The sequence below is a fragment of the Segatella copri genome (genome assembly GCF_015074785.1).
GTDB lineage: Bacteria > Bacteroidota > Bacteroidia > Bacteroidales > Bacteroidaceae > Prevotella.
This window is the reverse complement of sequence record NZ_CP042464.1, coordinates 605,993-618,094: the sequence shown is the minus strand read 5'-3', so window position 1 is coordinate 618,094 and position 12,102 is coordinate 605,993. Positions and strand designations below refer to the sequence as shown.

Genomic DNA, 12,102 nt, shown 5'->3' with positions numbered 1-12,102 from the left:
ATAACAAAAGTTGAATGAACAAAATATAAAACAATAGAATATGGAAGTATATTACACGGGCGTCATCATCGCCGTATCCACCTTTTTAATAATAGGTATCTTTCACCCTATCGTCATGAAGACGGAATATTATACGGGCACCCGCTATTGGTGGGTTTTCCTCGTTGCAGGCATCATCTGCATCGGAGCTGCCTTCCTGGTTGCCAACGTGCTCTTCTCTGCCATACTGGGCGTAGTAGGTGCTTCATGCCTTTGGAGCATCGGTGAACTCTTCGAACAGAGACAACGCTGCGAGAAAGGCTGGTTCCCGAAGAATCCGAAAAGAATAGGAACAGGATATTACAGGGACGAGAAGAAGTGAAGAACGAAGAGTGAAGAACTGAAGTTTCGCATGTGGTTCAAGTACGGGCTGAAGGCCCAAAAGCTCCTAGCCCAGGGCATCGCCCTGGGTATAATGGCAATCAGCAAGGCGCCCTGTAAGGGCAAAAGCTTTGTATATTGCCAGGTATTTGAAAGTTTTTGCCCTTACAGGGCGACAGGTTTGCGCCCATAAACACCCAGGGCGATGCCCTGGGCTAGGAGCTTCTGCCCTTTCAGGGCGTGTGGGGCTTACTTGCGAAACTTCAGTGAAGAATTCAAGTGTAAAGTGTATAGCAAGAAAACGCCAACGAAATGAAGACAGAACTCATTCTGGTCGGAAAGACCGTAAACAAGCATTTCATTGCGGGCATCAAGGATTATGCTGAGCGCATCACCCATTACATGCCTTTCAACATAACAACCATTCCTGAACTCAAGAACACCAAGAGTCTCAGCGAACAGCAGCAGAAGGAACGGGAAGGAGAACTGATTCTGAAACTCCTCCAGCCTTCAGATACCGTGGTGCTGATGGATGAACACGGACAGGAATTCCGAAGCATCGAGTTTGCCAAATGGATAGAGCGCAAGCAGGCTACTGCCCGCAGGCTCGTCTTTGTCATCGGCGGTCCTTACGGCTTTTCACAGTCTGTCTACGACCGCGCCAACGAGAAGATCTCCCTCTCCAAGATGACCTTCTCGCATCAGATGGTGCGCCTTATCTTTACCGAGGCGCTCTATCGCGCATGTACTATTATAAAAGGTGAACCTTACCACCACGAATAAGGGTAAAAAAGTAAAAAGGTAAAAAGGTAAAAAAATGGGGAAAAATAAATATATAGAAATAAAAGGGGCAAGAGCCAACAACCTCAAGAATATCGATGTGAAGATACCTCAGGGCAAGTTTGTTGCCATTACGGGTGTCTCCGGATCGGGAAAATCATCGTTGGCTTTTGATACCTTATATGCTGAGGGCCAGCGCCGCTATGTGGAGTCGCTCTCTTCATACGCTCGCCAGTTTCTGGGACGTATGAGCAAACCGGAATGTGATTTCATCAAGGGATTGCCACCTGCCATCGCCATCGAACAGAAAGTGATTTCGCGCAACCCACGATCTACCGTGGGCACCAACACCGAAATCTACGAATACCTGCGACTGCTCTACGCACGCATCGGAAAAACCTATTCGCCTATCAGCGGACAGGAGGTGAAACGCCATACTACCGAAGATGTACTCGCCTGTACCCGACAGTATTCCCAGGGTACCAGGTTTGTCATCCTCGCCCCTATCCACGTCATCGAAGGGCGCAGTCTGGGCAAACAGCTGGAGATGTACAACCAGGAAGGTTACGCGCGTATATATATAAAAGGTGAATTCGTACGCATAGAAGACTTCATGGAGCAGGCTGACAAGGATCTGCTGGAAGTAAGCGGCGACAAACTGAGAAAGAGAATGCAACAGAAGGATGAAGAAATCTTCCTGGTCATCGACCGTGCTTCGGTAAGCGATGAGAAGGATGACATCAGCCGACTGATGGATTCTACCGAAACTGCCTTCTATGAGGGCGATGGAGCCTGCCGCCTCGTTTTCCTGCCAAGCAACATCTGCTACGACTTCTCTACCCGGTTCGAAGCTGACGGCATGCAGTTTGAAGAGCCTACCGACAATATGTTTGCCTTCAACTCACCTCTCGGAGCCTGCCCTACCTGCGAAGGTTTCGGCAGCATAATAGGCATCGATGAGAAACTCGTCATCCCGAACACTTCGATGAGCGTATATGACGGATGTGTGGTTTGCTGGCGAGGCGAAAAGATGGGTATGTGGCTCAAGGAATTCATCCGCAGAGCTGCAGAATACGACTTCCCTATCTTCAAGCCTTATTTCGAACTGACTCAGCAGCAGAAGGACTGGCTGTGGCACGGTCTGCCTGGCGAGAAGAAACGTAAACAGCAGGAAAGGGTGAGCATCGATGAGTTCTTCAGAATGGTAAAGGAGAACCAGTACAAGATACAATACCGCGTGATGCTGAGCCGATTCCGAGGAAAGACGATTTGTCCTGACTGCCATGGTACGCGACTCAAGAAGGAAGCCAACTATGTGAAGATTGGCGGAAAGAGCATCACCGAACTGGTTGAGATGTCGATTGTGAACCTGAGCGAATGGTTCAGGAAGCTGGAACTCTCTGAGCATGAAAAGGAAATCAGCAAGCGTCTGCTCACCGAAATCACCCACCGCCTGCAGTTCCTCCTGGATGTTGGTCTGGGGTATCTTACGCTCAACCGACTCTCCAACACCCTCTCCGGCGGTGAGAGTCAGCGCATCAACCTGACCACCAACCTGGGCTCATCGCTCGTGGGTAGCGTATATATCCTCGACGAACCTAGTATCGGACTCCATAGCCGCGATACCGCCCGACTGATTAAGGTGCTGAAAGAACTGCAGCAACTGGGCAATACGGTGGTTGTGGTAGAACACGACGAAGAGATTATGCGGGCAGCCGACTATCTCATCGATATCGGTCCTGATGCCGGCAGACTGGGCGGAAGAGTGGTCTACGCCGGTCCGTCATCAGAATATTCAACCACCGATAAGGCAGAACAGGAAAAGCTGCTGGCTGAATATCCGGAGAGTTATACCATCAAGTACCTGACCCACAACGAGGAGATAAAGGCGCCAACGAGTCACCGTGCCTGGAACCAGTATATCGAAATCAAGGGAGCCCGGATGAACAATCTGCGCGGCATCGATGTTAAGATACCGCTCAACGTATTCACCTGCGTAACCGGTGTATCAGGCTCAGGCAAGAGTTCGCTCATCAAGGGAATTCTCTATCCTGCCATGCGTCGCCGTCTGGACCTCGTAGCAGATGCACCAGGCGAATATACATCGATGGAAGGCGACTGGAAGAGCATCCATCATGTAGAGTTTGTTGACCAGAACCCTATCGGAAAGAGTACCCGCAGCAACCCAGCCACTTATCTGAAGGCATACGATGCGATACGTGCCCTCTTTGCCAACCAGCCACTGGCTAAGCAGATGGGATTCACGCCGCAGTACTTCTCTTTCAATACTGAAGGCGGAAGATGCGAGGAATGTAAGGGTGCGGGATATGTTACCATCGAGATGCAGTTTATGGCAGACCTCACGCTGACCTGCGAGGCTTGTAAGGGCAAGCGGTTCAAGCACGACATCCTGGAGGTACGCTATGGCGGAAAAGATGTCAATGATGTGCTGAACATGACGGTAAATGAGGCCATTGAGTTCTTCAGCGATGAAAAGCTGCAGCGCAACGAGGGCGACTTCGACAACTGCCGCATCATCGTAAACCGCCTGAAGCCGCTTCAGGATGTAGGTCTGGGTTATATCAAGCTCGGTCAGAATTCAAGTTCACTTTCGGGAGGTGAAAATCAGCGTGTAAAGCTCGCCTTCTTCATAGGTAAGGAGGAACAGGAGCCTACGCTCTTCATCTTCGACGAGCCTACCACGGGTCTTCACTTCCACGACATCAAGCGCCTGCTCCATGCCTTCAATGCCCTGATAGAAAGGGGCCATTCGCTGGTAGTGATAGAGCACAATCTGGATGTCATCAAGTGTGCCGACTATATCATCGACCTCGGTCCTGAAGGCGGCGACAAGGGCGGCAATCTCGTTGTTGCCGGAACTCCGGAAGAAGTAGCTGCCTGCAAGGCAAGCCTTACCGGAAAGTTCTTGCGTTAAATTGAAGTTTAAGGGCGTGTGGCGATAAACTTGCGAAACGTCGAAAAAATACGATATCAGTGGAATCCGACAACCGCCGGATTCCACTTTTTAATTTAAAAATCCAATTCAAAAGTATTATTTGTTAAAAAAGTAACTATCATCGAAGGCTGCTTCGATAAGGCGTTGCTTCACTCGGGCGTATTCTTCCGGATCTTCGATAAAGTACCGAAGAGCAGAAACAATCCTCACATAAACACTGAGACGATAATCGCCCTTACCCTTTTAGATTGCAAAAATGTTTTCCTTATGCATCCCAGCATAAAACATCAGATCAGAACCAGATACATGATGGTTCTTCATCACTTCACTCAGAACAACGCCGAAACGGCTGTTGTCTGCAATAAAATTAACAATCTTCATTACTTATTTTTTTTAAATTGTTTGTAATTATTGTATACGAGTTCCCACTACGGGAACTCTTTTTTATTTTCTTTTTATTATCTTTGCACCATGTATTACAGATTCAACAATCTGCTTACCTATAAGGAAACGAATAACCGATACATATATTGTATAAACAATATAATATTTTTAGGAGATTATGAACATCAGTACATTCATTAACATGGCCAGCAAGATTCCTTCACCTGGCCAGTTGGAAGGCCTGGTAACCTTCATGAAGGAAGATGAGAAACTCAGGTTTTTCACCGAGTCTTACCGGAAAACGGGGAATAAGTCGTACAAGCACGATGCACCCCTCTTCGCCGTAGCCTGCATCTTCGAAGGCGGAAAAGGCAAGGACAACATCCGGAGCCTCACACATCTGTCGCTGGTCGACTTCGACCACATCACAGAAAAACCGGATGACGGCACCCTGCACTCGCTCAAAGAGAGAATCTGCCACGATGCCCACACCCTGCTCTGCTACGTTACCATGAGCGGCAACGGACTGCGCGTCATCTACCGCTACGAAGGCGAGGATTATCCCGCCGCCTTCGCCATGGGAAACGACTACTACGCGCATCTCATCGGCAAGGAAAGCGATCCGCTCTGCAAGAACATCACAAGGCTCAGCGGACTCGCCTACGACCCCGAAGTCTATTTCAATCCTGAAGCCAAAGCCTTCAGCGCCGAGGAAATCAGCCATTTCCATTCAGCTACGCTCAAGACCGCCCAGAAGAAAAAGAAACAGGAACGCATCGCCGACTACTACGAGCAGATCGTCAAACCCAAGCTGGAAAGCGAAAAGATCAGGTACGAACCCGGCAACCACAACCAGTATGTGATGCGGGTGGGCTACATGATGGCTAAGAAACGGTACGACAGGAAAGAAGCCACCCAGTGGGCTATCAGGCAGTTTCCCGAATACGACGACGTAGAACAGGTGTTCAAATCGTGCTACGACAACACCTCTCACCCACAGAAGGCGAAGGCAGAAACCGGAAAGATTCCCTATGCCACCGTAGATGAAATCAAAGACTTCCTCGACGGACATATCAAACTCCGCTTCAACCTCATCACCCTGCGCTACGAGTATCTGAAGGGGAAATGGCGAATCCTCCAGGACCGCGATCTGAATACGCAATGGAGCAACATGTCGCTAACCGCAAGGGTGAGCAAGAGCGACATGATCAATGTCATCGAGAGCGACTATACCCCGCCCTACAATCCCTTCACCGATTATCTGGAGAATCTCCCACCCTGGCAGGAAGGCGACAAGGACTATATAGCCGAACTCGCTGCCACGGTAAAGATGAAGGGAGACCCCGTGATGCCCTTCTGTGAAGCCCTCAGGAAATGGCTCGTGGCGATGATAGCAGGATGGATAGACGAAGGTGCCGTAAACAATGTCATCCTGGTGTTCATCGGCAAACAGGGCGCCTACAAGACCACCTGGTTCAACTATCTCCTGCCGCCGGAACTGAAGCAATACTTCTATACAAAGGCGAATGCCAGGCGCATGACGAAGGATGATATCATCGCCCTTTCGCAGTATGCACTCATCTGTTATGAAGAGCTCGACACGATGAGTCCGTCGGAACTGAACCAGCTGAAGGCAGTGGTAACGATGCAGTATACCAACGAAAGGGCGGCATACGGCCATTATGCCGAGCAGCGCAAGCATATCAACACCTTCTGCGGCACGGGCAACAATCCCGAGTTTTTGAGCGACCCTACCGGTAACCGTCGCTGGCTGCCCTACGAGATAGAGAGCATCCTCTCGCCCCGTGAGCATCCGTTCAATTACGAAGGCATCTACGCCCAGGCTTACGCCCTCTACAAGAGTGATTTCCGCTACTGGTTCACCGATGAGGAGATAGAAAAGCAGAACCGGCACAACCGCGCTTTTGAGGCGCCTAGACTAGAACAGGAACTTGTGGATCTCTACTTCCGAAAGCCAACGGAGGCGGAGACAGGGGAGTTCGTGTCCATAGCCAGAGCGATGCAGATCATCAGTTGCAACATCTCCCAGAAGCTGAGCAGCACCAAGTTGGGCAGAGCTTTCAATGATCTCGGATTCGAAAAGATGCGCACCACCTACAACCGTGGTTACAGGGCGATTATACGTACTGCCGAGGAAATCAAGGCATACCAGGTATCCCTCTGCATCAACTCGCCGCAATCCGATGATGATGCCCCGTTCTAGCCGTTCCCAAGCCATCGGTTCCCACTGGTCAGATTATGACACTATGACACTTATGACACTAGTTTTTCAACTTTTCGCCTCGCACGCGGGCAGGCAGGAACTTTCGGCCTGATTTTTCCTGCCTGCCCGCGCGAGAGCAAATCTTCAGAATTCACTGTCATAAGTGTCATGTGTCATAGCAAAGCCGGTTACTTCCGAAACGGAAACCAAAGACTTACGGTGCAAAAGCCAGAGACTTACGATACAAAAGTCAGAGACTTACGATGCAAAAGTCAGTAGCTTATGAACCGCAACTCATTCATAACCCTCATAAAAATCAAACAAAACTATGGATTTAAGAAGTTATACCAAGCAAGAGCTAGCTCTTCTATATTTTCCCGATGCTACTCCAGCAGTAGCCAGTGCTCACCTGATGCGATGGATCCAGCGCATCCCCGACCTTCTCCAGAAGCTCGCCGCCACCGGTTACGGCAAGAACTGCAAGGAGTTCACCCCGATGCAAGTCTCCTACATCCTCTACTTCCTCGGTGAACCCTAACCCTGTTTCCTACACCAGACGTAAAGAAGAAACGCACCCCCGCTAGGCGTTCCGGCGGATTTGCAATCCGACGTCAAAAAAGGCTCGACCTATTTCCTTGCGGATTTGCAATCCGCCTCAAGCGAGAATGCTGCATCACGATTTTGGCGACACAGATTCTTGATGACGGCAGTTTTAGGCTCTTAGCCTTGACTTTTGGATAAAAAGCCATTATTTTAGCCTTGACTTTTGGATAAAATTAACTATTGTTTGCCTTGACTTTTGGATAAAAGTTGTATCTTTGCACTGTAAATCAATAAATTATACAAAATGACATATTACAAGCGAATTATAGATAAAAAACTCCTGGAGTGGAAGGCTTCTCAAAGAAGAAAACCGCTGCTGATACGTGGAGCCAGACAAGTAGGAAAATCTTCTGCTGTGCGCCACTTTGGTAAAGAATTCAAGTACTTTGTAGAGATCAATCTGGAGAGCCAGCCATCCATAAGAGGACTCTTTTCAAAGGATATTGACGTGCATAGAACGTGTGAAAGCATAAGAATTTCTCATGGCACAGGGACTAGATACCACGGTGAGTTACAAGCAGCAGGCTTCACCCTCATCTCCGCTTCCAGAGGCCGTTCATAATAAACTGGTGGACCAGTTGAAGACTTTCTATCTGGTGGGTGGTATGCCTGCCGCAGTTACAGAATGGATAGAGACTAACAGTTACATAGAATGCGCTCATGTCCATAATGATATTCTGGATACCTATCAGGATGATTTTGCCAAGTACAAGTCGCGTGTATCTCCGGCTTTATTGAGAAAGGTTTTGCGTTCCGTAGCTTTGCAGGCTGGCAGTAAGTTTGTCTATAGGCAGGTGGCCGATGATGTTCATTCTTCGGTTATCAAAGACGCACTTCATTTATTGACCTTGGCAGGACTCATAAAGCCGGTGACCCATAGTGATGGAAATGGCGTTCCACTTGGAGCTGAAGAGAATGACAGCTACAGGAAATATCTTTTCTTGGATTTGGGACTGATGCAAACCATGTTGGGTACTCCTGCTGCCAATGTACTTTTAGCTTCGGATGTTGATTTCGTCAATAAAGGTGCTGCATCAGAAATGTTTGCTGGTTTGGAACTCGTCAAGAACCACGACTGTTTCCAGAAGGCAGAAATGTATTATTGGCAGAATTTGTCAAGAGGGACCAATGCTGAGATTGATTTTCTGGAAGCCAAGGATGGTATGGTTTTACCGATAGAAGTGAAAGCCACTACCAGGGGTAGCATGCAAAGCTTATGGCTATTCATGAGAAAGAAGGCTCTTCATCATGCTGTTCGTACATCCCTAGAGAATTTCGGAGAGTTTGAGTATGTTGATAAAGAATCCCAGGATGCCATTCGCCATGTAGATGTAATTCCACTCTATGCAATGAGTAATTTGTGCAAACTAAGCGTTGATACGGAGATGAAAATAGCAACACCATAAAACAACAGAAAAAGGGTCTATATGACACGATGAACGGGTGGCGTATAGACCCTTCTTTATATCGTACAGCCGACATTCGCAGTAGCAAACAAGTGAAAAGTGGAAAATTGTCCACCAGCCTGGTGGACAAATTCTATTTGACTTGAATAGAACGCAAACCACCGTTTGATATCATACAAGTTGGTCCTGGAAAATCCCTCACTCTGAGGAAATTCCGCACGCAAGTCAAGACTAAGTCTTCCACCTTGTCCCACAGATTTCACAGATTCACACAGATTCTTGGCTTGGATTTAAAGTCACGCAGATTCCGCAGATTTTTCATCGGATAATTCCGCGTAATCCGATGAAGAAAATCGATGAAAAGCAACCTTAAATCCAGTAAAAAACATGCAAATACTACTTAATAATTCCGATTAATAGTAAAATAACAATAACATGCAACTAATTGTTACTCAAATATTTGGAATTATCGTTCAGAAAGATTATCTTTGTGAACGATAATAATAAAGCATAACATGATGGGATATAATAACGAAGAAGCTAAGATACTTCTACCTGAAGACATCATGCAATAGGAAAAAGGGTCTATACACCCTCTTGTCGAGGTGTATAGACCCTTGGAACTATAGCACTTCTTAGCTTATCAAGAGTATATTGATTGCAGCCGATTGCTTTAATTTCCTTTAAATTAGGGCATCTTTTATTTGTTATTTTGTGCGAAGATAAATCAAATCAAAGTACATCAGTCGTGTCTTCATCGGCTCTATCGGAGTTGTTGGCTCTAGACCTTTGTTATGCAAAAAGGTCCATTCTTCCTCATCTGACGAAAACAAGAACTTGAAACCATTTCGTTGATAATATTCAAACACTTTCGAATGGTTGACGGCATCAACAATGACATATCGGCATCCTGTTTTATTCAATGGGTCTATAAACCATGATTTGATGAAATCCAACAATTCATCTCCCACATGATGCCCACTGAACAAATCGCTTACTGCCAACTGTCCAACCAACACTGCTGGATACTGCGGTCTTCGCTTAGCATTCGGAATCTTTCTATTAAGCTTATTCCGAAGGTTTGAAGGAAGTGAATCTACTTTTACACTCGAATTAGCAACTGTAAATGCACAGACTATTTCAGATGTATCTGGTTTAACAAAACAATATGATTTTCCAAGCAACTGATAGGCATAGTCAGCATAGTCTTGGGTGAAGAACTCTGTTATGTCCTCATCCTTACAAGTGAAGCCTTTGCATTGCTGCAAGACTTCCTCTGTCAGTTCCATAAAATCACATTGCTCTAACATTTTAAATGTACAGTTTTGAACGTTTTAATATAGCACGTGCCTTGGCTACTTGCTTGGAGAAGTCAATGGAGCCACGCTTTTCCAATGCCTCATCAGCCGCTTCAACGAAACGAGCTGCTGCCTCACCATGAAGGACAGGTATTGTTTTAATTTCTATTGCCATAATCTTCTTGTTTTTAATGTTATGTACTTATTTAATTTGCAAAATTATGCTTTTATTTTCACTTTACCAAACTTTTTGTTAACTTTCTGTTGAATTTCTACGAAAAAATTCCAAATACCAACTTCATGCCATTTTAACGTTTCATTCTTTCCAATTCATCATCCTTTCGCATTTTGTCGTTCAACTTCTCCTGCATTCTGTCTAGAAAGTAAGTATGGCTATGGTTTTTGCGTCTTCCGATGTCGGTATAGAAACGATAGCAGTCCTTGGCTTTGATGCCACGAAGCTCCTGTACCTCCTGGATGACAGGTACCAGAAAGGAATGGAAGAAGGTATGGAAAAAGGCAGAGCTGAAGGCATGGAAGAAGGCATGTCCCAGCGAAGCCTTGAAATTGCCAGGAAGATGTGCTGGCAAAGGGTATGGCAAGAACTGCAAGGAGTTCACCCCAATGCAAGTCTCCTACATCCTCTACTTCCTCGGTGAGCCCTAACCCTGTTCCGCCTAATCTGAAAATGAGGCAACAAAAGGAGAACAAGGATATTAACAGCATTCTTGCAAAGACTTCAAAAAAACATTTTCGCGAAAAAAAACGGTTATTCTTGTAGGTTTCACAAAATAATCGTATATTTGCAGAAAAATAAATGAATGGCGTATGAGACAGATAGAAGAAAGCATTTTTTTATTTGTATCTAAAGCTATTGTAAAGGAACAAAAATATGAACAAACCGATAAACATTTTAGATAAAGATTATTTGAAATGGGTCAAGGAACTCTGTAAGCGTTATCGCCAGAGCCAGATAAAGGCTGCGGTAAAGGTGAATACAGAAATGCTCAAGTTCTATTGGAGTTTGGGCAGAGATATTGTTGCCTTAAAAGCTGAGACACGTTGGGGCAGTAAGTTCTTCAAAAATCTTAGTAGAGATTTGAAAGAAGCAAATCCTTTGGCAACTTGCTTTTCACCGAAGAATCTTCTTTATATGAAGAATTTCTATTGCATGTATCTACCATACACAGAAATTGGTCAGCAATTGCTGACCAATTGGAAAGGGATGCCAATTTGCCTCAACTTGGAATAAAAAATAACACCACGAAAATTGGTCAGCAAGTTGCTGACCAAGTGGAAAAAGATATTTTCTCAACTCCTTGGGGGCATCACATGCTGTTGATTGACAAATTCCTAACAGAGCCACAGAAGGCTTTGTTCTATATACACCAAACAGTAGTAAACGGCTGGAGCAGGAATGTCCTTCACAATTACATAGACTCGTCTCTGTATGAACGACAAGGGAAAGCTTTGAGCAATTTTACCCGCACATTACCTGAGGTCGGCAGCGATTTGGCACAAGAAATCACAAGAGACCCATACAACTTTGCTTTCACTGGAATCACCAAACCATATAATGAGCGCATTCTTAAAGATGCTTTGCTCAACAATATCACCAAATTCCTAACAGAACTTGGTACAGGTTTTGCCTACGTAGGCAAGGAATATCGCTTGCAGATTGGAGAGAAAGAGAACTTTATCGACTTGCTCTTTTATAATTTGAACTTGTCATGCTACATAGTTCTGGAAGTCAAGATAGGTTCATTCACCTTTGCTGATGTCGGGCAACTTGGTGGTTATGTAGTAGCTTGTAACCACCTTCTTCGCAAAGAGGGGCGTGACAATCCTACTATAGGTTTACTTATTTGCAAGGAGAAAGACCGTATCCAGGCACAATATGCCCTGGAATCAAGCAGCCAACCCATAGCTATTTCTGAGTACGATCTAGAAAAATTCTATCCTGAAAAATTAGAAGGAACTATGCCGACGATAGAGGAATGGGAAGCTAAGTTTGGGGGTAGCATTGAACACGAATAATATTGAATTATTCAAGTTTCGCAAGTTTTGCCCTACACGCCCTGAAGGCCCAAA

9 protein-coding genes and 2 pseudogenes are annotated in these 12,102 nt (G+C 45.9%); 7 read left to right on the top strand and 4 right to left on the bottom strand.

What is annotated here, in order from left to right:
• Nucleotides 1-40: 40 nt before the first annotated feature.
• The 3 genes from FO447_RS02565 (at nt 41) to uvrA (ending at nt 4,075) form a co-directional block, all read left to right on the top strand.
• The gene (locus tag FO447_RS02565) at nt 41-361 is read left to right on the top strand and encodes a DUF4491 family protein (RefSeq protein ID WP_022120939.1); all 321 of its coding nucleotides are present in this window, start codon (nt 41-43) and stop codon (nt 359-361) included.
• Nucleotides 362-672: 311 nt separating this feature from the next.
• On the top strand, nt 673-1,143 hold the full coding sequence (gene rlmH, locus FO447_RS02560; RefSeq protein WP_006846932.1) for a 23S rRNA (pseudouridine(1915)-N(3))-methyltransferase RlmH: 471 nt from the start codon (nt 673-675) through the stop codon (nt 1,141-1,143).
• Between the two features lie 34 nt (nt 1,144-1,177).
• Entirely contained in the window at nt 1,178-4,075 is a 2,898-nt protein-coding gene (gene uvrA / locus FO447_RS02555; RefSeq protein WP_200757509.1) for an excinuclease ABC subunit UvrA, read from the top strand.
• 264 nt (nt 4,076-4,339) lie between these two features.
• Here the strand turns inward: uvrA and FO447_RS02550 are convergent, their stop codons facing one another.
• Nucleotides 4,340-4,477 (bottom strand): hypothetical protein, encoded by a 138-nt coding sequence (locus FO447_RS02550; protein ID WP_181992797.1) that lies wholly within the window; start codon nt 4,475-4,477, stop codon nt 4,340-4,342.
• A gap of 181 nt (nt 4,478-4,658) precedes the next feature.
• Between FO447_RS02550 and FO447_RS02545 the strand changes: the two genes are divergently transcribed.
• From FO447_RS02545 to FO447_RS02535, 3 genes are all read left to right on the top strand, one after another.
• A complete protein-coding gene (locus FO447_RS02545) occupies nt 4,659-6,704 on the top strand; it encodes a VapE domain-containing protein (protein ID WP_200757507.1) in 2,046 nt (681 codons plus the stop codon).
• A gap of 328 nt (nt 6,705-7,032) precedes the next feature.
• Nucleotides 7,033-7,242: a DUF4248 domain-containing protein gene (locus FO447_RS02540; protein ID WP_006846942.1), complete on the top strand. Its 210-nt coding sequence runs from the start codon at nt 7,033-7,035 to the stop codon at nt 7,240-7,242.
• Nucleotides 7,243-7,789: 547 nt separating this feature from the next.
• Nucleotides 7,790-8,713, top strand: coding sequence for an ATP-binding protein (locus tag FO447_RS02535; RefSeq protein ID WP_234699050.1), 924 nt, complete (start codon nt 7,790-7,792; stop codon nt 8,711-8,713).
• A gap of 707 nt (nt 8,714-9,420) precedes the next feature.
• Here the strand turns inward: FO447_RS02535 and FO447_RS02525 are convergent.
• The 3 genes and pseudogenes from FO447_RS02525 to FO447_RS15935 all read right to left on the bottom strand — a co-directional run.
• The gene (locus FO447_RS02525) at nt 9,421-10,002 is read right to left on the bottom strand and encodes an N-acetyltransferase (RefSeq protein ID WP_228114414.1); all 582 of its coding nucleotides are present in this window, start codon (nt 10,000-10,002) and stop codon (nt 9,421-9,423) included.
• 22 nt (nt 10,003-10,024) lie between these two features.
• Nucleotides 10,025-10,186 carry a hypothetical protein gene (locus FO447_RS02520; protein WP_171479883.1) on the bottom strand — a complete coding sequence of 54 codons (162 nt, stop codon included), beginning with the start codon at nt 10,184-10,186 and terminating at the stop codon, nt 10,025-10,027.
• Nucleotides 10,187-10,319: 133 nt separating this feature from the next.
• Nucleotides 10,320-10,535 (bottom strand): annotated as a pseudogene (locus tag FO447_RS15935) (RteC domain-containing protein); the annotation flags it as partial.
• A gap of 368 nt (nt 10,536-10,903) precedes the next feature.
• Here FO447_RS15935 and FO447_RS16325 point away from each other — a divergent pair.
• Nucleotides 10,904-12,048: pseudogene (locus tag FO447_RS16325) on the top strand (PDDEXK nuclease domain-containing protein).
• The last annotated feature ends 54 nt before the right edge of the window (nt 12,049-12,102 follow it).

What these genes read in the sequence shown, in the direction of transcription:
- FO447_RS02525 (WP_228114414.1), bottom strand. Translation starts at nt 10,002, where the DNA reads ATGGAACTGACAGAGGAAGTCTTGCAGCAATGCAAAGGCTTCACTTGT.
- FO447_RS02520 (WP_171479883.1), bottom strand. Translation starts at nt 10,186, where the DNA reads ATGGCAATAGAAATTAAAACAATACCTGTCCTTCATGGTGAGGCAGCA.
- FO447_RS02545 (WP_200757507.1), top strand. Translation starts at nt 4,659, where the DNA reads ATGAACATCAGTACATTCATTAACATGGCCAGCAAGATTCCTTCACCT.
- FO447_RS02540 (WP_006846942.1), top strand. Translation starts at nt 7,033, where the DNA reads ATGGATTTAAGAAGTTATACCAAGCAAGAGCTAGCTCTTCTATATTTT.
- uvrA (WP_200757509.1), top strand. Translation starts at nt 1,178, where the DNA reads ATGGGGAAAAATAAATATATAGAAATAAAAGGGGCAAGAGCCAACAAC.
- FO447_RS02565 (WP_022120939.1), top strand. Translation starts at nt 41, where the DNA reads ATGGAAGTATATTACACGGGCGTCATCATCGCCGTATCCACCTTTTTA.
- rlmH (WP_006846932.1), top strand. Translation starts at nt 673, where the DNA reads ATGAAGACAGAACTCATTCTGGTCGGAAAGACCGTAAACAAGCATTTC.
- FO447_RS02535 (WP_234699050.1), top strand. Translation starts at nt 7,790, where the DNA reads ATGGCACAGGGACTAGATACCACGGTGAGTTACAAGCAGCAGGCTTCA.
- FO447_RS02550 (WP_181992797.1), bottom strand. Translation starts at nt 4,477, where the DNA reads ATGAAGATTGTTAATTTTATTGCAGACAACAGCCGTTTCGGCGTTGTT.